Origin of the sequence: Hyphomicrobium sp. (genome assembly GCF_019753045.1) — a bacterium.
Taxonomy (GTDB): domain Bacteria; phylum Pseudomonadota; class Alphaproteobacteria; order Rhizobiales; family Hyphomicrobiaceae; genus Hyphomicrobium_B.
In genome coordinates this window covers 250315-274951 of record NZ_JAIELN010000007.1, presented here as the reverse complement: position 1 = coordinate 274951, position 24637 = coordinate 250315, and the positions used below count along the sequence as shown (strand labels likewise).

27 protein-coding genes and 1 pseudogene are annotated in these 24637 nt (G+C 60.7%); 3 read left to right on the top strand and 25 right to left on the bottom strand.

The window, feature by feature from the left end:
* Positions 1 to 139: 139 nt before the first annotated feature.
* On the bottom strand, positions 140 to 1897 hold the full coding sequence (locus tag K2Q04_RS09965) for an APC family permease (protein ID WP_291162699.1): 1758 nt from the start codon (positions 1895 to 1897) through the stop codon (positions 140 to 142).
* A gap of 251 nt (positions 1898 to 2148) precedes the next feature.
* Here K2Q04_RS09965 and K2Q04_RS09960 point away from each other — a divergent pair, with 251 nt between their 5' ends.
* The gene (locus K2Q04_RS09960) at positions 2149 to 2820 is read left to right on the top strand and encodes an XRE family transcriptional regulator (RefSeq protein WP_291162697.1); all 672 of its coding nucleotides are present in this window, start codon (positions 2149 to 2151) and stop codon (positions 2818 to 2820) included.
* Positions 2821 to 2900: 80 nt separating this feature from the next.
* On the opposite strand, the gene K2Q04_RS09955 is transcribed toward K2Q04_RS09960, so the two are convergent.
* Genes K2Q04_RS09955 through glnT form a run of 4 tightly spaced genes read right to left on the bottom strand, consistent with a single transcriptional unit; the run spans position 2901 to position 7249 of the window.
* Positions 2901 to 4238, bottom strand: coding sequence for an FMN-binding glutamate synthase family protein (locus K2Q04_RS09955; protein ID WP_291162694.1), 1338 nt, complete (start codon positions 4236 to 4238; stop codon positions 2901 to 2903).
* Positions 4238 to 4927, bottom strand: a complete 690-nt coding sequence (locus tag K2Q04_RS09950; protein ID WP_291162692.1) for a protein glxC — start codon at positions 4925 to 4927, stop codon at positions 4238 to 4240. Before K2Q04_RS09950 ends, K2Q04_RS09955 begins: the two co-directional genes overlap by 1 nt.
* Positions 4927 to 5823 carry a glutamine amidotransferase family protein gene (locus K2Q04_RS09945; RefSeq protein WP_291162689.1) on the bottom strand — a complete coding sequence of 299 codons (897 nt, stop codon included), beginning with the start codon at positions 5821 to 5823 and terminating at the stop codon, positions 4927 to 4929. The genes K2Q04_RS09950 and K2Q04_RS09945 overlap by 1 nt, the downstream gene beginning before the upstream one ends.
* A 28-nt stretch (positions 5824 to 5851) precedes the next feature.
* Complete coding sequence (gene glnT / locus K2Q04_RS09940) at positions 5852 to 7249, bottom strand: type III glutamate--ammonia ligase (protein ID WP_291162686.1); 1398 nt, start codon at positions 7247 to 7249, stop codon at positions 5852 to 5854.
* Between the two features lie 155 nt (positions 7250 to 7404).
* On the opposite strand from glnT, the gene K2Q04_RS09935 reads away from it, so the two are divergent.
* Both K2Q04_RS09935 and K2Q04_RS09930 read left to right on the top strand, forming a co-directional pair.
* A complete protein-coding gene (locus K2Q04_RS09935) occupies positions 7405 to 8763 on the top strand; it encodes an FAD-binding oxidoreductase (RefSeq protein WP_291162682.1) in 1359 nt (452 codons plus the stop codon).
* A 17-nt stretch (positions 8764 to 8780) separates the two neighbouring features.
* Complete coding sequence (locus K2Q04_RS09930; RefSeq protein ID WP_291162679.1) at positions 8781 to 9176, top strand: RidA family protein; 396 nt, start codon at positions 8781 to 8783, stop codon at positions 9174 to 9176.
* A gap of 299 nt (positions 9177 to 9475) precedes the next feature.
* Here K2Q04_RS09930 and K2Q04_RS09925 read toward each other — a convergent pair whose 3' ends face one another.
* The 20 genes and pseudogenes from K2Q04_RS09925 to K2Q04_RS09835 form a co-directional block, all read right to left on the bottom strand.
* Entirely contained in the window at positions 9476 to 10657 is a 1182-nt protein-coding gene (locus K2Q04_RS09925; RefSeq protein ID WP_291162676.1) for a site-specific integrase, read from the bottom strand.
* Between the two features lie 38 nt (positions 10658 to 10695).
* A pseudogene (locus K2Q04_RS22215) lies at positions 10696 to 10851 on the bottom strand (hypothetical protein); the annotation flags it as partial.
* 51 nt (positions 10852 to 10902) lie between these two features.
* Positions 10903 to 11115, bottom strand: coding sequence for a hypothetical protein (locus K2Q04_RS09920; protein ID WP_291162674.1), 213 nt, complete (start codon positions 11113 to 11115; stop codon positions 10903 to 10905).
* The gene (locus K2Q04_RS09915) at positions 11115 to 11396 is read right to left on the bottom strand and encodes a hypothetical protein (protein WP_291162671.1); all 282 of its coding nucleotides are present in this window, start codon (positions 11394 to 11396) and stop codon (positions 11115 to 11117) included. The genes K2Q04_RS09920 and K2Q04_RS09915 overlap by 1 nt, the downstream gene beginning before the upstream one ends.
* Positions 11383 to 11961 carry a GcrA family cell cycle regulator gene (locus K2Q04_RS09910; protein ID WP_291162668.1) on the bottom strand — a complete coding sequence of 193 codons (579 nt, stop codon included), beginning with the start codon at positions 11959 to 11961 and terminating at the stop codon, positions 11383 to 11385. The genes K2Q04_RS09915 and K2Q04_RS09910 overlap by 14 nt, the downstream gene beginning before the upstream one ends.
* A gap of 58 nt (positions 11962 to 12019) precedes the next feature.
* The gene (locus K2Q04_RS09905; RefSeq protein WP_291162666.1) at positions 12020 to 12376 is read right to left on the bottom strand and encodes a hypothetical protein; all 357 of its coding nucleotides are present in this window, start codon (positions 12374 to 12376) and stop codon (positions 12020 to 12022) included.
* Positions 12377 to 12442: 66 nt separating this feature from the next.
* Entirely contained in the window at positions 12443 to 12781 is a 339-nt protein-coding gene (locus K2Q04_RS09900; RefSeq protein ID WP_291162663.1) for a hypothetical protein, read from the bottom strand.
* Entirely contained in the window at positions 12778 to 13041 is a 264-nt protein-coding gene (locus K2Q04_RS09895) for a hypothetical protein (protein WP_291162661.1), read from the bottom strand. The genes K2Q04_RS09900 and K2Q04_RS09895 overlap by 4 nt, the downstream gene beginning before the upstream one ends.
* 177 nt (positions 13042 to 13218) lie before the next feature.
* The gene (locus K2Q04_RS09890) at positions 13219 to 13494 is read right to left on the bottom strand and encodes a hypothetical protein (RefSeq protein WP_291162658.1); all 276 of its coding nucleotides are present in this window, start codon (positions 13492 to 13494) and stop codon (positions 13219 to 13221) included.
* The gene (locus tag K2Q04_RS09885; RefSeq protein WP_291162656.1) at positions 13491 to 13973 is read right to left on the bottom strand and encodes a hypothetical protein; all 483 of its coding nucleotides are present in this window, start codon (positions 13971 to 13973) and stop codon (positions 13491 to 13493) included. Before K2Q04_RS09885 ends, K2Q04_RS09890 begins: the two co-directional genes overlap by 4 nt.
* A gap of 11 nt (positions 13974 to 13984) precedes the next feature.
* Positions 13985 to 14272, bottom strand: a complete 288-nt coding sequence (locus K2Q04_RS09880) for a hypothetical protein (protein ID WP_291162654.1) — start codon at positions 14270 to 14272, stop codon at positions 13985 to 13987.
* A 1-nt stretch (position 14273) separates the two neighbouring features.
* Positions 14274 to 14483, bottom strand: coding sequence for a hypothetical protein (locus tag K2Q04_RS09875; protein WP_291162651.1), 210 nt, complete (start codon positions 14481 to 14483; stop codon positions 14274 to 14276).
* Positions 14484 to 14485: 2 nt separating this feature from the next.
* Positions 14486 to 15040 carry a hypothetical protein gene (locus K2Q04_RS09870; RefSeq protein WP_291162649.1) on the bottom strand — a complete coding sequence of 185 codons (555 nt, stop codon included), beginning with the start codon at positions 15038 to 15040 and terminating at the stop codon, positions 14486 to 14488.
* Positions 15018 to 15302, bottom strand: coding sequence for a hypothetical protein (locus K2Q04_RS09865; RefSeq protein WP_291162646.1), 285 nt, complete (start codon positions 15300 to 15302; stop codon positions 15018 to 15020). Before K2Q04_RS09865 ends, K2Q04_RS09870 begins: the two co-directional genes overlap by 23 nt.
* 65 nt (positions 15303 to 15367) lie before the next feature.
* The gene (locus tag K2Q04_RS09860; protein ID WP_291162643.1) at positions 15368 to 15535 is read right to left on the bottom strand and encodes a hypothetical protein; all 168 of its coding nucleotides are present in this window, start codon (positions 15533 to 15535) and stop codon (positions 15368 to 15370) included.
* 84 nt (positions 15536 to 15619) lie between these two features.
* Entirely contained in the window at positions 15620 to 20395 is a 4776-nt protein-coding gene (locus tag K2Q04_RS09855; protein ID WP_291162641.1) for a hypothetical protein, read from the bottom strand.
* Between the two features lie 8 nt (positions 20396 to 20403).
* Complete coding sequence (locus K2Q04_RS09850) at positions 20404 to 23304, bottom strand: IPT/TIG domain-containing protein (RefSeq protein ID WP_291162639.1); 2901 nt, start codon at positions 23302 to 23304, stop codon at positions 20404 to 20406.
* A complete protein-coding gene (locus K2Q04_RS09845) occupies positions 23301 to 23696 on the bottom strand; it encodes a hypothetical protein (RefSeq protein WP_291162637.1) in 396 nt (131 codons plus the stop codon). Before K2Q04_RS09845 ends, K2Q04_RS09850 begins: the two co-directional genes overlap by 4 nt.
* Before the next feature lie 220 nt (positions 23697 to 23916).
* Positions 23917 to 24192: a hypothetical protein gene (locus K2Q04_RS09840; RefSeq protein WP_291162635.1), complete on the bottom strand. Its 276-nt coding sequence runs from the start codon at positions 24190 to 24192 to the stop codon at positions 23917 to 23919.
* 17 nt (positions 24193 to 24209) lie between these two features.
* Complete coding sequence (locus K2Q04_RS09835; RefSeq protein WP_291162633.1) at positions 24210 to 24548, bottom strand: hypothetical protein; 339 nt, start codon at positions 24546 to 24548, stop codon at positions 24210 to 24212.
* Between the last annotated feature and the right edge of the window lie 89 nt (positions 24549 to 24637).

The window sequence follows — 24637 nt, the reverse complement described above, 5'->3', positions numbered from 1 at the left end:
CAACAAGAGCTGTTCACTGAGAGTGAGACATATGAGTTGCTGCTACTCGACCCAAAAACAAAGCTGCGGGAGCAGGCCCCCGCAGCAACTTTTCGTCTGAGGAACATTTTCGAGCTCAGGGGCGTCCGGCCCCCGAAAGCTAAGGCGTGGGAGGAAGCTGGAAGTAGTAGTGCGACGCCAGAACGACGGCGGCCGCCAGGATGAGCGTAAGGTAGGGAAGAATCCCCGCTCGCCGTTCGCCCAAATCCTGGCTCTTGAGATCCAGGTCTTCGAGCATGTGGTTCGGGAATTTGCCGCCATCCTGAATGTAGTGTCGGTAGAGGAACACCGGGATGATCAACGCTGCAAAGATCAACCCGTACCAAAGCGCATTCGGATTGCCCCACACTTTGGCACCCGCTCCCATGAGTGCAAGGTTTACGAAGCCAAGGAACGCACCAAGCGCGACGAGCCAGTTCGGCGCGCGATAGGGGCGCTTGATATGCGGGCTGTCGATGCGGTGAATCCAGGTCGACTGCAGGTTCAGGAAGATGAAGAGCATGTAGCCGACGTTCGAAATCGACAGGATCAAATAGTAGGCGGTGGCGTCCGAGGCGGCGAACGTCAGGAGGCCAAGATTGAAGACCAAGTCGGTCCACATAGCCCGCGTCGGCGCGCCATGCTCATTGACGTGCCCGAGATATTTCGGGAGCCAGCCGTCAACGCCACCCTGGTAGAGCGTGCGCGAAGAACCGGCCATCGCCATCATGATCGCAAGGATCAAGGCGAGGATCATCATCATCTCGAGGAGATGGACGACGATGGCGTTGCTCCCGCCCACCATGTCGCCCATGGCTGCCGCGACGCCCGTTCCGTCGACAATGCCGGGCTGTGTCATGCCTTGAAGGCCAAGGTGCCCTTGGAATGAGGCCGCGACAAGCGAGTAGACCACAACGCAAAGGATGCCCGCGGCGATGATCGCTTTCTTCGTGTCGGCAGCGGGATTTTTGAATTCACGCGTATAGCAGACGGCCGTCTCGAATGCGTAGCTCGACCAGCCTGCAATGAACAACGCGCCGAGGAACATCGTCCAGCCGGCATTGTCCCAGGCGCCGTTTGGCGGGACCAAGGGCGTGAAGTTCGAATAGTCGACGTTTCCTGTCAGAAACGGCACGATGCCGACGATCAGCATCGGCACGATGACCAGCAGCCCGATCCACATCTGGATGCGCGCCGTTCCGAGAATGCCGCGATGCTGAACAGCGAAAGTTGCGAGCATCAAGGCGGCGCCAATGAAGAACGTTGCCCCGACCTCGATCTTCGCCAAGCCAAAGAACGAGAAATCCAAAAGCTTGAATGAGCGGATGAATGGCGTTGCGTCCGCGGTCAGCGCCGTGATGGCAATGTTCGCCGCATCTGCGCCTGACTTGCCGGCAATCGCCGCTGCATGCGACGCGTCTTGCAGCCACGCGAGCACTTGCGGAGAATCCGCTGTAAATGTGGGAAGCGGCGCGATCGCATTGAGAATGTATCCGGCGGCGACGGCGCAACCGAGAGACAAGACCGGCGTCCAGGCAAACCAATTGCACCAAACGGACAGCGGCGCGATGAGCTTGCTGTAGCGCAGCCAGGCGGCGGCGCCGTAAACGGCCGCTCCGCCCGACTTGTTTGCAAACAGGCCGGCGATTTCGGCGTAGCTGTAGGATTGGATCAGTCCCATCACGACAGAGATCATCCACACGAGGAAGGCAAGCTTGCCTGCCGTCGCCCCCATCCCACCGATCGAGATCAAAACCAGCGCGGGAACGCCACTGGCGATCCAAAAGGCACCCTTCCAGTCGAGCGTTCGATGCAAGCCGTGGGAGTCAGCGGGCGCGGCGCCCACATCCACGTTTCGGGTTGGTGTCACCACGGTCATGCGAAGATCTCCCCTACAGATTTCCTGATGCGTGCTCTGTCAAAACATCGCGCGACATATTCACAAAGATGCATCATATGCAAGTATTTTGCATAGACTGCATCTTGAAATTTTCGATATTCTGTTTGTTTTGCAGTCGCGAAGAGCAATAAATGGGCACTTATTGCACGTGCGTTGGTCACCGCGGCTGTGTTTGCTTTCGAGCCAACCCGCTTTAATGGATAAAGCGCGAACCCAGAAAAGAGCGACGAATGACAAAAGAAAAGGCCGGCCTCAAAACGCGGCCCACAACGCGAAAGTCGTCCGCCGAGAAGACTGCCGCCAACGAGCTCAACAATCGCCACGACTTGGCGCACGTTCCGCTGGAACAACGGATCGGAGCTGTCATCAAGCGCCGAAGGTTGGAGTCAAATCTCACACTCTCCGATCTCAGCGCCGGCGCGGGACTCTCGAGCGCGATGCTCAGTCGAATTGAAAACGGCATGGCGACCGCAAGTCTCGATGCTCTCGAGCGTTTGTGCGCCGCCGTCGGCATTGGGCTGGCGGATCTTTTCAAGGAGACAGACACTAAGCAGGGTAGCGCTCAGCTCGTGAAGCGCACCGAACAGATGGAAGTCGTTCGGGTCGGCACCAAGTTTGGCCACACATATCGCCTTCTCTCCTATGACCGGGGACCGCGAAAGCTGTTCGAGCCGTTCTTCATTGAGATGGACAAAAAGAGCGAGACTTACCCCCGCTTCGCCCACCCTGGCACCGAGTTCATCTATATGCTTCAGGGGAGAATGGAGTACCGTTTCGGCGAACATACGTATCTGATCGAGCCTGGCGATGCGTTCACTTTCTCCGGCGAAGTCGTGCACGGACCGGAGAAGCTTCTCGACGATCGGATCAAATTTCTCGCGATCATTTTCTACGGCGAATAGGCCGTTCCTTCTCGCCGGCTCACCGGCGACGCCGCCCTGTCGTGGACCAGGGCGGCGTCACACACCCGCTGACGAACGCTTCAGAACCCCGGCGATCCCGGGATCCAGTTCGTGCCGGCCAGCGGCACTCTCGCCATAGCGGCAGCTTCCATGGTGAGAGCGACCAGGTCTTCCGGCTCGAGGTTGTGGAGGTGGTTCTTGCCGCAAGCGCGCGCCAGGGTTTGCGCCTCCAGCGTCAGAACCTTCAGGTAGTTCGCCAGTCTGCGGCCGGCCGCGACGGGATCGAGCCTCTCCATCAGCGCCGGCGTCTGGGTGGTGATACCGGCCGGATCCTTGCCTTCGTGCCAATCGTCGTAGCAACCGGCCGTGGTGCCGAGCTTGTTATATTCGGCTTCCCAGCGCGGATCGTTGTCGCCAAGGGCAACAAGCGCGGCGGTTCCGATCCCGACTGCATCGGCTCCGAGTGCAAGCGCCTTCGCGACGTCGCCGCCGTTGCGGATACCGCCGGATACGATGAGCTGCACCTTGCGATGCATGCCGAGGTCCTGAAGCGCTTGCACGGCAGGGCGAATGGCCGAGAGCAGCGGAATGCCCACATGCTCGATGAAGACTTCCTGTGTCGCCGCCGTTCCGCCCTGCATGCCATCGAGAACGATCGCGTCAGCGCCGGACTTCACCGCCAGCTGAACATCGAAGTACGGCCGGCTGGCACCGATCTTCAGATAGATCGGCTTTTCCCAGTCCGTGATTTCGCGCAGCTCGTTGATTTTGACTTCCAGGTCATCGGCGCCAGTCCAATCCGGATGACGGCACGCTGAGCGCTGATCGATGCCCTTCGGCAGCTGACGCATTTGCGCGACGCGGTCCGAGATCTTCTGGCCGAGCAGCATGCCGCCGCCGCCGGGTTTGGCTCCCTGACCGATGACGATCTCGATGGCGTCGGCGCGGCGCAGATCGTCGGGGTTCATACCGTAGCGCGACGGCAGATATTGATAGACGAGATATTTCGATTGGCCACGCTCTTCCGGTGTCATGCCGCCATCGCCGGTCGTGGTCGACGTTCCCGCGAGACTCGCACCACGACCCAAAGCCTCCTTGGCATTGGCCGAGAGCGAGCCGAAGCTCATGCCCGAGATCGTAATCGGGATGGAAAGCTTGATGGGCTTCTTTGCAAATCGCGAACCGATGACGACTTCGGTGCCGCATTTTTCGCGATACCCTTCGAGGGGGTAACGAGACATGGATGCGCCAAGCAACAGAAGATCGTCGAAGTTCGGCATCCGGCGCTTCGAGCCGCCGCCGCGAATATCATAGATGCCGGTCGCTGCCGCACGCCGGATCTCAGCGAGCGTCGCGTCGTCGAATGTCGCCGACTTACGAGGCGGCGTTCCGAGCCAGTTTCTCTGGTGCTCTGTCATTAGTACGCTCCGGCATTATCGATATTGAAGTTGTAGAGCTTCCGGGCCGAGCCATAGCGGCGGAATTCGGAGACATCGACCTTGTGGATTTCTCCTGCTGCCTTCAGAAGCTCGCCAAGCTCCGCCTTGTGTTCGTCGCGCATCTCTTTCTCGATGCAATCGGCACCCAAGCTGGCGACCGGTCCGCGAACATAGATGTGCGCTTCGTAAATCGAATCTCCGAGGGCTTCGCCGGCTTCTCCGAACACGACCAAGCGGCCGTTCTGGCCCATGAACGCGGAGAGATGGCCGATGTCGCCTTTGACGACGATATCGATGCCCTTCATCGAAATTCCGCATCGCGCCGATGCGTTGCCTTCGACGAGCAGCAGGCCGCCTCTACCGGTCGCACCGGCGCTCTGGCTGGCGTCCCCTTTGACGTGGATACGCCCGGACATCATGTTTTCGCCGACGCCCTGCCCGGCACTGCCGTCGATCACGATGTTGGCGTACTTATTCATGCCGCCGCAGAAGTAGCCGACATTGCCGGCTATGTTCACGGTGATGGGCGCATCGATGCCGACAGCAATCGAATGCTCGCCGGCGGGATTGGCGATGGACCAAAGGGTTTCGTTGGTGTCCTTACCGAGCTTATGCAGCGCTGCGTTCAACTCGCGCACCGAGGTTTCTGCTAGATCAACGTTCGGCATCAAGCGTGCTCCCAGAAATAAACCGTTGCGGGCTTTGGCTCCCACACGCGCGCGGTCTTGATGCCGGGCAGGCACGTGAGAGTTTTGTATTCGGAACCGAACGCGACGTACTCGTCCGTTTCGGCCATGACGGCCGGCTTGCACGCGATCGGATCTCTGAGGACACCGAAGCCCGTCTCCGTGCCGACAACGAAAGTGAAGAAGCCGTCGAGATCATCGAGGCTGGATTTCAAGGCTTCACTAAGCGTCTGACCGTTCTTCATCTGTCGCGTCAGATAGCCGGCTGCGACCTCGGTATCGTTCTCGGTGCGAATCTTGATACCCTCCCGCCGCAACTCGCGCCGGAGCGACGCGTGATTGGACAGCGATCCGTTATGAACCAAGCACTGATCGGTCGCTGTCGAGAACGGATGCGCGCCGTTGGTCGTAACGGCAGACTCCGTCGCCATGCGCGTATGCGAGATGCCGTGCGTACCGCTCATCTTTGCGATATCGAATTCGCGGGCGACGTCGTCGGGGAAGCCGACTTCCTTGTAAATCTCGAGCCGCTGCCCCTCGCTCATGATCGTGACATCCGGCAGATTCTTTGCCAGCCACGCCTCGGCACGAGGAACGTCTTCAGTTTTCAGAGTGACGACCGCGTGCGAGTGGCGCACGCTGACCTGCCCGCCGCCGATCGCCTCCACCAGCAGCTTGGCGGCGCGCGCAATGTCGACTTCCGCTGTGCTGCCCGCGATCGTCAATTTGGTTTGACCGGTCTTGCCGTGTCCGTAGATGGCAAACCCCGCCGAGTCCGGGCCCCGGCTGCAAAGCGTCGAAGTCATCTTCGCAAGAAGTTCACCGAGCCTCGGCTCTAGTTTCGGATCCTTGATAAAAAGGCCCGCAATTCCACACATATCTTTGTCTCCAACTCAGCGTGGTTGTTCAGAAGAAGCTCAAGTAGCGTTTCGTCTCCCAGTCGGAGACGTGGCGGTGGTAGTCGATCCATTCGTCGCGCTTGTGCGAGACGAACTCGTCGATGAAATCGGCGCCAAGCGCAGACTTGAAGAATGCGCTTTGCTCGAGCGCGGTAATGGCTTCGCCAAGCGACTGCGGCAGCACGTCGATCTTGCGATCCGCGATCTCGCGTGGCGAAAGGGCATAGAAGTTGATGTTCTGCGGGGGCCCTGGATCGAGGTTGCGATCGATCCCGTCGAGCCCGGCCGCAATCAACGCCGCCTGCGCAAGATACGGGTTCATGCCGGAATCGCCGACGCGCAGCTCGATGCGCCCGTAAGGAATGCGAACCATGGCCGTGCGATTGTTGTCGCCGTACGCAACGAACACCGGCGCCCAGGTTGTACCCGACGCCGTTCGACCAACGACGAGGCGTTTGTAGGAATTGACCGACGGCGCGAGCAAGGCGGTCAGAGCCTTCGCGTGGGCCAGGATTCCCGCTGTGAACGAATAGGCGAGTTTCGAAAGGCCCATGCCGCTCGAATCTGACTTGTCGTGGAAAAGATTCCTCCCCTCTGCGTCGGCGAGAGAGCAATGAATGTGCATGCCGTTGCCGGTCATCGAGCTCTTGGGCTTCGGCATGAAAGAGCAGATGGCGCCGAGCTCATGGGCAATCTCCGCGGCCGCCATCTTGAACAAGATGATATTGTCGGCAGACGTCACTGCGTCGGCGTATTTGAAGTTGATTTCGTATTGGCCGTTCGCGTCCTCGTGATCGATTTGATAAACATCAATCCCTAGCGCCTGCAGGCTTTCCGTCAGGCGCTCGAGGAAAACGCGGGCGCGGGAGAGCCCCCGATAATCGTATGCGGGCTTCTGCAGACAGTCGGTATCGTCGAGCGGAATAACCGAGCCGTCGGCGGTGCGCTGCAAAAGGCTGAACTCGGGTTCTATGCCGGTGTTGAGCACCCAGCCGCGTTCACTCAATCGCGCGGTCTGAGCCTTCAGAATATTGCGCGTATCGATCTGATGCGATTTGCCGTCGACCGTCCCCGTGCCCATCACGCGCGCGTAGCCCGGAGCCCACGGCAATAGCTTGAGCGTCGACAGATCTCCGACGAGCATGTATTCGGATTCATGCGGCTCGAGGCGGAGTCCGTGAACACCCCCTCCCGCAAATCCCACTCCGTCCGTCAGAATATCTTCCAGATGATCGACCGGCACGGATTTGCTCTTGGCGACACCGTGAATGTCGACAAACTGCGCGAGGACGTAGCGGACATGATTTTGCGTGAGGAATTGCTTCGCTTTTTGAAGGTCGAGTTGATCTGGCGTGGCCTGCTGGCCAGGCGTCAATCTCCAATTCCAGTGGTCGAGTGAGTTCATGCGAAACCTCGGACGTTTGGAGCCGCGCTTATGCGCTGTGCGTTTCTTCCCGGTCTCAGCGCATACAATCAACTTGCACGTAGTGCAACTTATTTGTACAAGAATAAACGTCGGATGCGTGGAACTTCGCGCAAGAATTAGGGCCGCCACACACAATGAATGACGAAATCTCAAGCTCCAGCGGCATACGCGCGTTGGATCTCGCGCGCAGAAACGCCACGACCGGCAGTCTCAAATTCAAGCCCTATTGGTGGGAAGCGGCACCGCGCCCGCCAGAGGTGCGAAATCAATTTCTGCCGGCGCGTGCCGATGTCGTGATCGTCGGCTCAGGCTTTACTGGCCTCTCCGCGGCGCTGACGCTTCTCAAGAGAGGCCGCTCCGTCATCGTCTTGGATGCCGGCGTCCCGGGCATGGGCGCCAGCACCCGCAATGGCGGCCAAGTCGGAAGTGGCAATCAGAAATTTCGCGTCGCAAAACTCATCGCGCTGCGCGGCCGGCGGAAGGCAGAGGAGCTTTTGCGCGAGGGCACGCGCATGCTCGACTATATCGAGCATCTGATCGCCAGCGAGAACATCGATTGCGCCTTCTCTCGGTGCGGCCGATTTCGCGGCGCAATGCAGCCCGAGCATTACGAAGCCATGGCGCGCGACATGGCGGATCTCCGCAATATAGCGGGCGTCGAGAGCTTTATGGTGCCGAAATCCGAGCAGCACAGCGAGATCGGGTCCGATGTTTTCTTCGGCGGTTCCGTTCTTCCGAACGATGCCTCGTTACACCCCGCCCGCTACCACGCGGGATTGATGGAAAAGATCGCGGCGCTCGGCGGCGAAATTATCGGCAATGCTGCGGTCAATGGCATCACGCACGATTACGACGGCTTCAAAATCCGCACCGCTATCGATGATATGACGTGCCGCGAAGTCATCGTTGCGACCAACGGATATACCGGGAACATCGTTCCCGAGCTCGGCCAGCGCATCGTTCCGATCGGCTCCGCGCTCATCGCCACTGACGAGATTCCGGAGGCGCTCTTTTCGAATTTGATGCCGAAGCTTCGCGTCTATGGGAATACCAATCGCGTATTCTACTATTATCGCGCGGCGCCCGGAGAACGGCGAGTCGTTTGGGGAGGCCGGGTCGGCAGGCTCGCACCCGAAACATCCGCGGCCGCTTACCGCCACCTAGCGAGAGACATGCTGCATGTGTTTCCCGCGCTTCGCGACACGCCCGTAACGCACGCGTGGACCGGCCAGATCGGATACACCTACGATGAAGTTCCGCATATCGGCCGCACCGCCGGCGGAATTCACTTCGCGCTCGGATATTGCGGGACGGGCGTTTCGCGCGCCACGTACTTCGGCCACAAGATCGCGCTCAAGCTTCTCCAAGATCCGGAAGGCAAGACCGCCTTCGACGATCTCGATTTCCCGAGCTTCCCCTTCCATCCGATTGCCAAGCGAGCCGTGCCGGTCGTCGAGACCTGGTATCGAATTCGCGACGCGGTGAACAAATAAACCTCGAAAGGAGCGACATGACAAAAACCGCAAACAAAAATCAGCGGCTCAACGTTTCATCCGGCGGCGCATACGAATCCGTCTTCGGATATTCGCGCGCCGTGCGCGTGGGCGACGACGTGCACGTTTCGGGAACCTGTGCGCCTGCGGGGAACGAGAAAAGCGACGTATACACACAAACACGCGCTGCGCTGGCGATCATCGAGAAAGCTCTCGCCGATGCCGGAGCAACGACGAGCCAGGTCGTTCGAACGGTCGTCTACCTTCGCGATATCAACGACGCCGAAGACGTTGCCAGAGCCCACCTCGAAACGTTCGATGCGATCCGGCCGGCCAGCACGCTCGTGCAAGTCACGTCCATGATGCGGCCCTGGCAAAAGGTTGAGATCGAGGCCTACGCCAAGATCGTCTGAGCAGAGCGCAGAATCGCGTCCCATCGGTATGTATGACGATTAGGCCGCAAGCGGGCCGCAATAGTCCGCTTGGGGCCAAAACGCAGGCGCCGTCGCTCAGCATAGTGCCGGAAGCGGAAATCGCATGAGGGCCGGCGAGGAAGAGCATCGGGAGTGCGAACACTGGCCGAACGAGGTGTGTTCTCGCGATCGCGCCAAGCGTTCGAAAAAGATTGGTCGGAGCGAGAGGATTTGAACCTCCGACCCCCAGTCCCCCAGGTGTAGACGCGTCGGAACCGAAGCCCTGCAGTATCAATGACTTAGGCTGCCTTCTTCTTCCTGGTCCGGAACAAAGTCCGGGACTTTGCGTGATCTTCGAGGGCGCGCGACACATCTTCGTTCATAACGTGCGCGTATCTCGACGTGGTCGTCACCCGCTTGTGGTTTAGCGTTCTCTGCACCAAGCGCAAGTTGCCAGTCTTGCGCAAAAGCTTCGTCGCCGTGTCGTGCCGGAGGTCGTGGAGACGGAAGTCTTTGAGCTTCGCGCGACCAGCCATACGCCGCCACTGAGTCTTCGCGCCCTGATACGTGATCGGGTAGCGCTTGCCTTTCGTCTGACCTTCTCGCGGGCGTCTGCAGATGTACGTGAACACCCACTCCTCGTTGTCGCCGCGCAACGGCCACAGCAACGCTCGGATCGTCGGCGTGATCGGAGTCGTGACGGGTTCGCCGCCTTTGCCATCCGGCACCGAGATCAGTTTCGTCGACCAGTTGACGTACGACCACTTGAGCAGCGTCTCGTTCAAACGAAGCGCGGACAGGTGGACGAACTCGAGCCACGGCGCGTAGTCCTCACGCACCTTCTCGGCGATCGCGGCTTCTTCGTGCTCGTGGAGTTCGCGCACGCGCTCGGTCGGCTCCTTCAGCCAGTGAGCCCGCCAGTACGGTTCCTTCGGGAACGTGTACTTCCACGTCAGCTTCGCGCGGGTGAACAGCTTCTTGAGGACTTCGGTCGTCGAGCGATTGACCGTCGTCGGCGAGATGATCGGGACAGGCGGCTCACCGTCTTTCGGCTCCTTGAGCTTGCGCCGCTGTACACGCCGCCATGCGACGAGCTTGGCTACCTCGGCGTCCGAGATCTCGTCCATGCGCTTATCGGGGCCGAAGTAAGCGACGAGCCGGTCCAGGTCGCGCTCGGTGTCGGCAGCACCTTTGTGGAACTGGCCGACTTCATCCCAGTAACGACCTGCCGCGATGTCGATCGTCAGCGGGGCGTTGCCGGTGGCCTTCAGGCGTTCAGCGTCGTCTACGGCCTTCTCGCGCAGCAGCCTTACGAACTCGAGTGCTTCGGCTTTATCTTCGAGTTTTGTCGAGCCGTGAAAGCGATTACCGTCGTATGTGAAGTCATACTGCCAATAGGAGCTTTTTGCGCTCGGGTAGACCTTGGCTTCCCAGGCTTGCTTAGGTCGAGGCTTTTTGGGTTTGGTTTTGGGGTCAGGCATTGCTCACGCTCCTCACGTAACGCACAGAAATCTTCTAGGTTCTTCTGCGTGAAACGGCGGCGCTTGTTCTTCGCACCTGTACCGGTGTTGATGAAGTTGAGCCGCCCCTCACGGACGTGAATGAGCAGCGTTTTTTTACTCATGGAAAGCTTTTTTGCTGCTTCCAGGGGAGTTAGTAGCCCTTGCTCGTCCATCTTGGAGGCGGCCTTATGCGAAATCTACGAGTCTTCTCAGGGGTTTGGCCGTCAGACCAACCCCTTCTCCGTTGCTAGAGCCTCGGGCATCGTGACGACGATCACCCGGCCGCGCCGGCTTTCGATCTGAACCTGCGACTTCGGGAGCCACACGGCTCGATCGTCGTCGCCGTCGTCGGATACCTTGAGGCCTCCGCGCTCTGGATCGTCTGGCTGCGTCTCGTGGTGCAGCCAGACTTCTAGCGTGTGCAGTCGCGTCTTCATCAGTACCCGACCGCTTCGAGCTGCTTGCCTTCGAACTCTTCTTCGTTCGTCTCGCGAGCCTGGATGGCGAACACCCGGCCGCCGGCTCGGTAGACGAGGAGCGTGTCGTCTTCGGCCAAGGTGAAGACTTCGCCCTTGTGCTTCGACTTGTAGGTCGTCGCGCCGGGGCGGGCGCTGACGGCAAGGCCGAGCTCCTCGAGCGGGTTATGGTTCCGGCACTTGCGGCCAACCCACTGAATGAGCTTCCCGATGTCGGTTCCGGCGTTTCTAAGCTTCGGCATTTACAGCGTCCTTTGCAATTGATTGCACTCCTGCTTCACGGCCCTTGAAGCGGTTGCGTTTCTGGTGGTCCTCGCAATACGACTTGCCGACCGCGGTACGGTGGGCGCAGAACATATGGCCGTCGAGGTCTTCGTGGGTCGGCCAACGGCACTCTTTGCTCTTGAGGTCGGCCAACCGTTTCTTCTTGCTGCCCGCATCCCGTTCATCGGGCGGGGCTATCGTTGCGGCGGTGCGGATCGGTAGCGGAGACGATGGCAACGGCGTGTCGTCCGTCAGCATGCTCCAGCGTTCCGCCTTGACGATACGTCCTTGGGTGATCGTTACGCGCATGTCGTCATTCTCGCGTGCCTTCTTCAGGTTTCGGCCCTTCAGCGGGTAATGCGCCAACAGGTCCTGGCTTCGGTTGTAGAACCCGATAACGGCACTGCGGGAGACCTTCTCCCCGAGCAGGCTGGTCAATGCTTTTGCCAGCCCCTCTGGACCCATGCCGGGCTCATATACGGCTGCAATCGCTTTGACCTTTTCAGTCGTCACCCTGCAACCGTGCCAGTGGTACGTCGTCATGCTGCGCCTTCCATCTCCAAAGGCGCCGATTGTAGCGACATCTTGCAATTAATTGCACTCACATTCTGGCGTTATCTTCGGCGAACCACCTAGCTTCATCCAGCGGCACGTAGAACTTCGTGCCGGCCGGTGCCAGCTCGGCGGCGACGAACAGCTCCCTGAGTGCTGTCAGTCCGTCCGTGATCTGCCCGAAGAGCGTTACCTCCGCCGGGTCGGTCGCGAATGCCCGTTCGGCAGCGGCATGCTGCTCCATCTTATTTGTGAAAAATCCGCCAATCGACTTGGACTTCTTATCCTGCAGCGCCTGCAGTCGGCGGGTCCTATAGTCCGCCATAAACATTACCGCCCGTCTATCAAAAGCGGCCTTCGTGGCAAGCAGTCTCTCACGGCTGTATTCAACGTAAAACGCGTTCATTACCAATAGTCTCCGACTTTATTTGACGATCTCGTACCATATGCAATTAATTGCATCTTCCCCGAGTCAAGATTTATCGAACGGCACCCCCTCTCCAGTCTTCGTCGCCCAAACGACGCCATTGCAAACGGCCTGGATCTGGACGTCGGTCACGGGTCCGAGTTCGTCCTCCGGGTCGGTAATGTTTTGCTCAGTCACGTAATGCCCGATGCCGCAGCGCATGGCATACAATGCCGTCTCCCACGAGCCCGTCTTCATCGTCACCCAATGCAAGATCTGGCTGATCATATCGCCAGCGACCGTCGCCGGGCCGTCGGCTTCCAGGTCCGCGTCGAGACCCGTTTCTTCGGCGAAATCGAGGAGATACCCTTCGACTTGCTCCGCGCGCTCTTCGTTAGTCCTCATACCGGGATTCCTTCTTCAGCGAGCTCCGGCACCGTCTCGGCATCCCAGACGCCATAACAGGTCATCGCCGGTGACAGGCTGACGTCCGGCAGATCGGGGCTGGTGAGGCTCAAGCCTGAGACCTCGACATCGCCAACGCTGCCTGTCGTCTCGAGTGCCTGCCCGTCCAGTCCCTTGACGTAGGCAAGCGCTTCTTCTTCGCTATTCGCCTTCACGTAGGCGGTCGCGCAAATCTTTACGTCTACGCTATATACATTCATGAATTTGCCCTCCTGGCTACGACTTCAGTCTATTCAATTGCCTCCATTGGGCAATTGATTGCACTCTATTTTTAGAAGTTAATTCCGATCCTTATAGCTTTCATCAATTTCTACAGAGGCACGCACCGCAGTGCAATTAATTGCGAATGTGACCGTGCAATAGGCTTAACAGGATCTTTAGTCGTAGAGCCCGCTCACCCAGTCCGCGCTTTCGACCTTGGTCATCGAGACCTTCACGTCGAGTTCGGCGCCTGTCGTAATCTCGGTGTACCCGTCAGCGCCGACTCCTTCGAACGCCTTGGCGATTTCTGCGGCTGTCGTCTCGGAGAGGCTTCCGAGCTCCAGATCGACACCCGGCGCAACCGTGTGCATAAACTCCTTCAACTCGGCGCGATCTTCGTCCGACAGATCCTCGACCGTTGGCTCGAGTACAATCCTTAACTTCCGCTTCATTGCTTCTCTCTCGTGCGGCTACCTTCTCCCTCAGTGTAGACGGTGACCGGCGGAGGGCAATTAATGCCCGGCTCGAGCTGCTGAATAAACCCGAACGACAAGGCCCCGATCTCGCGCTCTGACGACGTCGTGTGCATGTCGAAGGCGTCCTTGCGCCCGTTCGTGAAGACGACGGCGTGCCCGTTCGGTATGTGCGGGAACCACTCGGGCGGGTACAGCCAGTGCCGTGCGCCGCCATACCAGCTGTCCCATAGCTTACAGCCGATCTTCTTCAGGCTCTCTTCCGAGAGGGAAGGCAGCGCGTCGTACTCGGCCTGCTTCGTCGGCCGGTAAGAGACCTGCCGCCCATCCGTCCTCTTGAACATCGGCTTCAGCAGCGTGAAGCGGTCGATACCCACCCAGCCCAGGGCTTTCGCCAGATCGGCAACGAACTCAGGGTCGGTCGCCTCGGCAATCACGTAGAACTCTATGCGTTCCATCAAACATCCTTTCATGGAGCGTTCTCAGCATCGGCGATCTTGTCGTTTAGCTTCACCAGTTCAGACTCGACGTGCCGGATACGGCGGGCCGCCTTGTCGATGCTGGCGTTCTGGTTGTTCAGCGCTGCCTTCGTCTCCTTCAACAGCGTCTGGATCTTTCCGAAGGACAGGTCGGAGGCCAACTCGATCGTCGAATGCCGGTGCTTGCACGACTTGCAGTGCCTGCGCCGACGAACGTAGTTCTTGTATGGGCGGCTATCGCGGACTTCCGTATCTGCGCCGCATTTCGGGCACAGCACCTCACTTCTCCGCGCGTTCTTTGCGGGCTGAGTCGTCCTTCATGCAGGTGACGGCGATCGCGCTGGCATCGATCTCCGAAAGGTCGATCGACAGCAGGCTTTCGCTCATAGACATGCACTCGGCCTGATCCTTGACTTCGTACTTCGTCTGAGTTGGCTCGAACCCTTTGGCGCCGATCCAAAAGACGGAAAGCAGCAAGTAAAATTTCATCGTCATACCCCCTGTGAGTTTTGCTGTTGCGCGGGCACAGCCGGCGATACCTTGCTGGCGAGTAGCTCTCGCACCGCTTCTAGCGACCGATCGACCAGCAGTTCGATAGAGCGGAAATGGGCGGTCAGCTGGTTAGTCAGCTCGGCTTTGCTTATGAACTCGAGCTCTCTGCCGTCCGGCAGCGTCGTTGCTTCCACGGCTCCATCGCGATCAATCTTCGACTCCAGCCTGAATTTCGGAATGGCGACGGGTTCGGGAACTTCCGGCGGTTCGAGGGCGATCAGCTCATCGACCTTGGCCTCGAAGCTCGCGTCATCGCCGTCCTTGGAATACAAGAGGCAGGTTCGCACTACCGCGCTTCCGCCCAGAAACCTTCTGGCCTTCAAATGCCCGTCGTCCACCATCCCCTTCAAGATGTTGCGGGCCTGCGTGTGCCCGATCTTGAGCGGAGCGGCGTAGGCTACGATTTCCATCGCCGTGAACCACGAGGTTGACTTGGTATCTTTCAGCTTGTGAACTGCCGAGGCGAACGCTTTACCGGTCTTCGGGGTCTTCATAGACGGGCCTTTCCTGATCCGTGACATTAATTGCACTACTCGGCGAAACTAGCGCGAGCTGACTTCGGAGAAGACGCACGCGGGAAGCGCCGATCCGGCCGCCAGCGAATGGGGGCGTGCCGTCTTCATCGACGTCGGTGCAGAGGAACCTCGCGCCAGGCCTGAGCTTGATCCTTAAGCCCGACTGCTCGAGGACTGCGCCATTCTCGATAACTTCGTAGAAACGTCCGGCCTGGAAACTCACGACCTCACTCCTTGGCATCGTGTATCTTCAATCAGTCTACGCCCATGACGAGCTGGATCAAATGAAAAGTGAAGTTAATTGCACTACTCGTCGTGCAGCGCAGCGATCTGTCTGGCGACGTCGTTCATGTGCGATTGCGTTGGTGCTGCTGCCGCCCATCCTTCGATGCCCAGCGCAACAGCCCGATGCCACTCCTTGGTCAGCATGCGGGCCTCAACCTCGAGGCTGAATAGCTTGCTTTCCTTGTCCACCGCCCACTCCTAGTAGCAGAAACTTGTTGACGTCTTTCTGCTACAGGGAGCGGCGGAGGCAAGTGTTATTTGCAATTAATTGCATTATGCGAAGCGGGCACTTGCGTAGAACGACTTGTCCGCACCGCAGGTAATCAGTGCCGTCGCCCAGCCCGTCCGGAAGTCCCAGTTTTCTGCCCTAAGCTCCGTTCCTTTCGGTGAGCTGAACTGGTAACTGATGGCGTTCGTGGTCGAGGTCGTCGTGCCTACCGAGTAAATGTTGAAGAACGCTCCCGTTACGACGGACATAGTCGGATTACCGCGCATCTCCTGCGGGAACGAGGCGGTGACGAACACTTGGGTCTGGCTCAGGGCTTTACACTGCAAGCCGGCGCCTCCAAGCACACGGAAGTACCGCTCGCAGCGCAGCAGCTCGTCGGTGTACGGCCGCCGCAGGTTGAAGACGTGAGGCAGCGTCAGCGCGTTCATGGCGGACGACGCCGTGAATGGCAGAACGCCGACCAGGAATACCTGCATCATGCCGAGCGTGAGGCTGCGGTTGGCGACTGACGGCCAGTTCAAACTGTCGCTCGACGCATAGAAGGCGCCAGCCTGCCAGACGTCCTTGCTCGCCGTGATGAACGGTGAGCCGTAGACGCCGCCGAAGCGAAGCGTTGCTGCCACCCCGTTATCGGTCGCCCAGGTGCCTGTCTTGTCACCCGGAATAATGACGGAGAACGGTGTCGGCACGTCGGCAACCACGTCAATGGTCGTAACGTAGCTACGGTTGTTGGCTCCGTTCGTGATCGAGAGCGGAAGCTTGCCCGTGAAGCTCGCCTTGACCACACCAACGATCTGGGCGTCGATGGCGTCGGCCGTGCCCCACCCGAGGGCCGCGAACACGCGTCCTTCGATATCCTGGACGAACGGCTCGAAGGCGTCGGTTGCCTGGAAGCCGGTCGACTGCGGGGTCGTGACAACCACCTTGATGCCGTTGCTCAAGCGACCGTACCCAGCGTCAGAGGCAAACGGCCTGCTGACGTTCTGGACGGAGATCTGCAGGGTCGTCCAGTTCTCCTTCGAGTACCACTGGTCCGCCCCGTAGGCCGGTGTCGCCGCGGGGTTCGATATCAGGTTCTGGCCGTTCTGCTGGCTGATCTCGAAGAACGGGTTCGTCAGGATGCCGAGCAGGCCAGCCGGATCGAAGGCCGCCTGGGCTGCCGTGGCGCTCCGGACAAGCAGCGCTGCGAACTCAGTCGTGGCGATCTTCTTCGACTCGTCACCCTGTGCCGGCGTCGGGGCGAGCGGCGTGCCCGTGAAATCGGGTGACGCCAAAGGAGCCTTGGCTGCAAGCAGGTCAGGCAGGCCGATGTTCGCCTTCAAGGCGTTAGCATCTGCGAGGCCGACCAGCGTGCGGCCGTAAGCCGACAAGTCGTAAAGAGCTACGTCGGTACCGCTCGTGAAGAACAGGCCCTTGTTGGCGGCCGGCGTCAGGTCGCCGATGACGTCGAGGACTGCACTGTGCGCCTGGACTTGCGTACCGATGACCAAGCCGATGTTCGTGCGGAGCGCATTAGCGTCTGCAAGACCTACCAGCGTGCGCCCGTAGGCCGTGAAGTTCGTGAGCGCCGCCGATGCACCGCTGTTGTAGTACGCCAGCTTGTTCGCGCCGATGATGAGCGGTGACAGGGCGTTGACTGCGTCGGGCAGGATCGCGTCGTCGCCGGACAGATCCTTCCAGGCGAGACCGCCCGGCTTCAAGCTGTCGGCCATCAGCAGCTGCGTGTCTTCGCCTGCCTTGAGCTCGACCCAGTTGTCGCCGTCCCAGGTGAGCATCGAGCCCTTGACGGGCGTCAGCTCGGCAATGTCCTGGAGGCCTTGATCCCAAGCTTGAATGTCCGCGCCTACGACGAGGCCGAGCAGGTCGAGCATGTCGGCATTGCTGACCTGACCGACAAGCGTGCGGCCGGCTTCGGTGACTGTGAAGGTGTCGACCGTGGACGGGCCTGTCAGCATGATGGCTTTGGGAGCCGGATTTGAGCCGAACGGCGTACTGGCGATATTGTCGAGGCGTTCGCTCTGGCGAAGGACGTTCACGCCGGGGCGCAGGGCCAGGTGATCCCACATCTGGGGGACCGTCGTCTTCGACAGGAGGCCTTGGGCTGCAGACGAGACATCTGCCGCCGTAACCGTGTCCGGCCCCGTGAATATCAGGAACTTGTTGGCCGTGGCACCGAGATTGGCGATCTCGCGCAACACGGTGGGCAGCTCGATGCCGTCGGGCAGGTATTCCCACTTCAGGCCGGTCGGAGAGTCTTCGTCGGCCACGAGGTGCTGGCCGGTGGCACCGCCTCCGAATACCGTCCAATGGGCGCCTTGGCCCACGAGCACCGCGCCTTTATCGGAACCGATCGCCGCGAGTTCATCGAGCTTTGACGAATACGCCTGAACCGTCAAGCCGATCTCGAGGCCGAGGTTCGTGCGCAGAGCTGCAGCGCTGGCAAGACCTGCAAGCGTGCGACCGTAAGCCGTGAAGCTGGTTGCAGCGGCCTGATCGACGCCCGTGAAGTAGATCAGCGTGTCGGCCTCGGTCGGGGTGTTGCCGATGGCTTCGAGCGTATCGTCGAGGGCGAACGTGCCCGGGTTGACGTAACGGACGCCGAGCGGGCTTTCGCTGTCGGCCTGGACGACCCAGCCGTCGATACCGGGTTGGAGCGTGCTCCAGCCGGTGCCGTCGCCGACGAAGATGTGACCCTTCGTTGGCGGCATGGCGAGGAACGCGTCAAGCCCATCGCTATGCGGCTGGACGTTGACACCGGGCTTCAGGGCCAGCCCAGTAACGAGTGCATCTGACGAGGACGTAGCGAGCAACGAGACGCCGAAGTCAGAGATGCCTACCAGCGTTGCCGTAGCAGCGCTCGTGAACATCGGAAGCGTTTTGGAGGTCGGCGGTTCGAGGGCAGCGAGTGCGAGGAGCTGCGGGTCGGTCGTGCCGATGCCGATCTGGTCTTCCACCCACTTCTTGCTGGCAGCGTCACCGTCAGCAACCGGGTTAGGCAGGCCTTTCAAGGCGACGCCCGTCAACGTACCTGACCCGGCTTCGAGCTTGATCGTTGCGACGCTCGTCAGGCCGGCGAGCTTGCCGCCCGTGATGTCCACGTCGTCAGCGTTTTGCGCGGCCATGTCGCCGAGGTTCAGGTCGTCCGTCGAGATCACGCCCCAACGCACGCCGTTGCTGGTCGTGTTGTCCGCGATCAGGAGCTGGCCGTTCGAGCCCGGCAGCATGATGCCCCAGCCGTTGGCCTGGCCGACGATCAGGCGCCCGTAGGCGGGAGCGAGCTGCTGCAGGTTCTCCAGGTTCGGGTTGTACGCCAAGATGTCTTGGCCGATGACGAGACCGAGGCTCTCGACGAGCAGCTCGGAGCTGGAGATATTCAGGATGTCCGACATATAATCGGTCATCGGCTGGATGGTTACCGTCGAGCCGCCACGAATGACGAGCAGCCCCTGGTCTTCAAGTGCAGTGATGCTGGCCAAACGCCCACTGAACGGCTGGATGTGCGTGCCGGGCGTGAGGTGCAGGCCCGCCTTGAACTCGGCCTCGTCCTCGTAACCGATGATCTCGCGGCCGAACTCGGTCAGCGACGTCATCGCGGCGTGGCCGGAGTCGGTGAAGTACGGAACTTGATCGGCGTCAGGCTTGAGCGACGACAGGATGTCGAGCACGCGGTCGTAGGCCTGAATGTTCGAGCCGATCGCCATACCCATGACGGTCCGCATGCCTGCGGCCGAGGTCTGTGACACCAGCTGTCGGCCGATGTTCGTAATCGTTGACGTGGCGGCCGTATCAGCGTCCGAGAAATAGACGAACGTGTTCGCCGCCGGCGTTACCTGGCTGATCAACGCGAGCGCGCCCTTCAAACCGAAAGCGAGATCGGCTTCGAGGAGCGTCAGGTACTGCGGATGCGGATCGGCCTTCGCCTCGTGGGCTACGACTGCGGCTAAGGCATCACCCTTGGCGTCGTAGCGTCCGTCACCTTCCGTGCGCGAGACGTAGGCCGACATATCATCGTCGCCGGTCTGGACACGCACCCAAAGAGCGTCCCCTGCCGTATCGGACAGGCAGACGAAGACGGTGTTGTCTTCGGTGTTCAGCCACCAGTCACCCTTGCGGTAGACCCGGGGATGTTCGAGTTCTTCATCGACCGTGACGCCGTCGTGATCTGCGGTCGGATCAGTCGTGCTGAGATGAAGCGTGGGCTTCGCCTTGACGACTTGGGTCAGCTCAGCGCCTGCGGCGTAGGCTTCTGCCGCAATCCAGAGGGCGGACGAGATGGCGCCCGCTGCCTTGTTCGGGCCGCTTGCATCGAGAGCTGCAGCGAGCTCTTCGACGGTCGTTGCCTCGAGGCCCAGGGCGGCTATGAACGCGTCGTTAGCCGTATTGTCGATCTCGAGCGACTCGGCGATCGGGATCAGGGCGTCTACTTCACCCTTCGTGTAGGCATTCGTAATGCCGTACCCGGCGAGCGTGGTTGCAGGGCTCTGCTTGGCTGCGATCTGGGCCGTGAGCGTCGCCGCAAGGTTGGCATCGTTGCCGAGGGCTGCCGCGATTTCCTTGATCGTGTCGAGCTGTTCGGGTGCGCCGTCGACGAGGCCTGCGATAGCAGCCGCGATCAGGGCGTTCGTCTGCGCCGTGTTCGAGTAAGCAGCCGGAGCCAGCGACGACCAGGCGGTCAGGTTCGTGCTCTTCCGCTGGTACTGCGTATGCGGGTCAGCTGCCGCGACGTGGCTGGCAATCAGCGAAGCCGCCGTGCCTTTGGGATCGTAATCGCCGCCCCCAGCAGACGCGCGGTTGGGGCGGATGAAGATAAACGGGTTCATGGCCGTCCTTATGAAGCTGGCGCCCAAGAGGCGCATACCAGTGCGTGAGTCACCCCTGCTGCGCCGCCTGAGCCGGTGATGGCGAGCGTGCCGGTGCCGGTTGCGTGCGCGAACGATCCGCGATGGTTGGAGCCGGACACAACGTCGGCATCTTCGGTAAGTCCGGCCCAGATCAGGTTGGAGACGCTGTCTCGCAACGCCTGGACGCCGATTGCGACGCCGCCTGCCGGTACCGCGAGGCTGCCAGAGATGCTGGCCGTGTCTACGCCGCCGATCGTTGCGTACGGTGCCGGCCCGTTGATGCCGGTCAAGCGATAGATGCCGATCGTCGACGCCGGTGCGCCCTCGGACCAGGTGACGACAAGCGTCCCTGACGTGCCGGTTGGCACCTTGGCGCACAGGATCGCCGCGCGGGTTTGCGAGCCCTTCTCCAGCCGGGCGAGTGTGCAGGCGATGCCGTTGATCGTGGCGGAGACGCCTGCGGCAACGTTCGTACCGGCGATTGCGATCGCGATATGACGGTCAGCTGCTTCCGCACCGAGCTGGATCGTGTACGTGTCGACTGCCGTTACTGGGTTCGGCGGGCTCAACACGTTGCCGAGGAACTCCACCGGCGGGCTCGGAACGAACGCTTTAGGTGCGAACGACAGAGCGGCAGCCAAGCAACGGGCCGAACCACTCGGCACGAGCGAGAACGAGCGCGCGGTCTGAGCGGGCGTGCTGTTGATATGGAAGCCGGTGAACGAGACGCCCGAGCCGCCGGTATCGCAGTCCTTCGTGACGCCGCCAGTCCATGTCGACAGGCCTGTACCCGTACCCCAACCGAAGGCGATGATCGCGCCGTTGGCCGGCGTGTCGATCGTGAACGGGAGGCTCGGGACAGCGATGGCCGTCAGGTTGCCGCCCGTCGCGAACGGGATCGGGTCGGCGTTGACCATGCGCCAAGCGATGAAATTGCGGTTGGTCGAAGCGCCGCCGTACGTAATCGAAACGGCACCCGACGTCCCGTTCGGCACCTTGGCGATATAGAAATCGATGGCGTAGCCGTCGGTCTCGACACGCTTCAGGAGGCCAGCAACCACCCCGGCGATCGAAATGCTCGTGACGTAAGCAGGCGTGCCGTTGAGCTTCGTGACGCCGACGATGATGTACCGGTCAGGCGCTTCAACGCCCAGGTTGATCGTATCAGAGAGCGTCGTGCCGCTGCCTGATACAAGAGCCGATTGGGCGAGGAACGTGACATCGGCAACAGCCGGGACAACGTACGTGAAGGCCGATACCTGCGTGGCCGAACCGTAAAGGGTCGTGACAATGCAATCAACTGCACCAGCGGGACGCGCAGGCGTACGGCACGTGATCGTCGTATCGTTGAGGACGACGATGCTCGAAGCCGTCTGGCCGCCGAATGTAACAGCCGAGACGTCGGTGAAACCGGTGCCCGTGATCGTGACAGCCGTACCGCCAGCAGGATCGCCGGACGTGACCGAGAGCGATGCGATCGACGGAGCAGCGACGTACGTGAAGGCTGCTGCCCGCGTGCCGGTGCCGTAAGCCGTCGTGACCGAAACACCGACTGCGCCAGCTGCGTGAGCCGGCGTTCTGCACGTGATCGTCGTATCGTTTACGACTGAGACGTTCGTGGCATCGAGCGTATCGAACTTGACAGACGTTGCGCCCGTGAAGCCCGAGCCCGTGATCGTGACGTTCGTGCTGCCCGTCGCTGCGCCCTTGATGACGTTCAAGGACGTGACCGCGGGAGCTGCTACATACGTGAACGCGCCGCCCTTGGAGGCTGCTTGGCCGGCTGCGTTCTCGACGCGGATAGCGACACTACCTGCAGCGTGAGCCGGAGCCTTGCACGTGATCGTCGTGTCGTTGACAACCGTAACAGCAGTTGCCTGGACGCCGTCGAACGTGACCGCCGTGACACCAGTGAGCTTCTGACCCGTCAGCGTGACCGTAACTCCACCAGCGATGACGCTGGTCAAGGGCGAGACTGACTCGAGCGACGGGCCGATGTTGTTGAGCTGCAGCCAGACGGCGGCGCCTTGCGTGTCGTCGACGCACAGGAATGCCGACTTCGTCGTCGTGTTGATGAAGACGTGGCCGGTCTTGTACGCCTGCGGCGGGTTCAAGGCCGTATCGTTCGTGGACTTGCCCATAGCCGCGGTCGGGTTCGTTGTGCCCGAGTGCACGACGGCCATCAGCGCGTCTGTGTTGTTCAGGACCGTGACCTTGGCGTCGACCTCGGTCTTCGTGTAGGCGTTCGTGATCCCGTAGCCAGCGAGCGTCGTGGCCGGGCTCTGCTTGGCAGCAATAGCATTCGTCAGGACAGCAACGGCGTCCTGGTTGTCCGTGAGCGCTGCACGGATATCGAGGATCGTCTCCCAGACACCGTTGGCATTGGCTGCGATTGCGTCGATGGCCGCAGCGATGGCCGAGTTCATCTGGGTCGTGGTCGAGTACGACGACGGAGCAACGGACGACCAGGCTGTCAGGTTGGCTGCGATCGGCTGGAACTTGGCGTCGGCAACCGAGCCCTTCATGTACTGGGCGTGCGGATCGGAGGCTGCCACGTGAGCTGCGAGCCCATCGCCCGCGGCGTTGACGTTGGCGTAGAGGGCGTTCGCCCGGGCTTCTGTCAGATACTGGGCGTGCGGGTCCGAGGTCGCCACGTGAGCTGCGATTGCGTCACTGGCCGCGCCGCGCCGTTCGAAGTCGAGGTTGGCCTCGTCCTTCTTCAGGTACTGAGCATCGACGTCAACGGCCTTCGCATATTGCGGATGTGCATCGGCCTCGAGCTTGTGCGTGGCAACAGCCTGATCGGCGCTGCCCAACGGATCGAAGGGACCGCCACTGCCACCCCCACTTCCTGCTTTCGCCGGCTGGACGAACAGGAATGGGTTCATGGGGCGATGACCACGGTCAGAGTGACTTCGACGTCCATAGCGAGGGCGACCGCCGCCTCATCGAGCGCGATCAGCTTGACGAAGCGGGAGGCGAGCAACGGGGCGATCGGGGCGACGTAGGCCCGGCCGGCGATGGCGCCTTCGACGATGGCAGGCGAACCATCCTGCTCACAGGCGAGGTAGTACGTTTCACCGTCCATCGAGACTGCGAAGGCGATGTTGGCTTCGGGCCAGTCTGGGCTCGTGACGTAGACGCCGACAACCGCTGCGCCGCCGACGTTGATCGGTTCGGACTCGCTTGCACCCTCGGGGATCGTGACTTCGTGGAACACGCGTCTCGGGGACGACGACATGCCGCCCTTGTCTACTGCTTGAGCGTTTGTCCTTGCCATACGGCACCCCGGCTGCGTTGCATATGATTTCTCACGTTGCTTCTACCGCAGTCGGGTCGTCTGTGCAATTAATTGCAAATCCTCGGTCCGTAAACGGCCCACTAGCGTCCGAGCTGGCTCTCTACCCGGCGGGCCAGTTCTGCTTCGAGCGTGCTACGCGGTAACGTCTCGAGGTGTCGCCCCGGTGGCAAGTTCGTAGCGTATCTGCCGGGTCGTCATCTTACTCGCGTGTGTCACGCGGGCTCCTGTCTGAACCGCCGGTTGTCTGTACTGCGGGCCACGTGTTGTCGAAGACGCAGCCTGCGGGCGTGATGGCGTCCCAGATATCAAGGTTGGCCACCCGTTCGGGATCGTGGGCGATACGGGTCATGGCGTAAAGGTGGGCGTCGCCATAGCCGTAGAAATTCATGTCGCTCTTCGGATGTTGACACTTCTCATTATGCGGGAGTGTCTTCCCGGTCTTGATGCGTTCGAGCGTCAGCATCCGTGCGGGCACAGAGAGACATCCTTCTTTTATGCTAGCGCCGCTACTGGATTGGTCTGCCGCACGACGCGCACCGTCGAGTCGAGTTCCATCACGTCCACCTCGCCTCCGAGGGCCTCCTGAGCAAGTTCCACCACATGGCGGTGGTGCGTGAATAGGATCGGCTGGACGTCCTGCGAAAGGGCTGCCAGCGCAACGAGACCGTTCTTTGTGCGGGTATCGTCGAAGGTCATGAACAAGTCGTCGCCGAGGAACGGGATCGGCTCGCATCGCTTCGCGTAGTCCTCAAGATACGCCAGCCTCAGAGCCAAGTAGAGTTGATCGCGGGCTCCCTCGCTCATGCCTTCGACGATGGTGTTGGCAGGCACAAGGATCCCGCGACGCCTCGTCCGGATACTATGAGCAAGCCGACATTTTTAGGGCGGCCAAAGTGCGGTACACTCTCGCCTCTACCAGC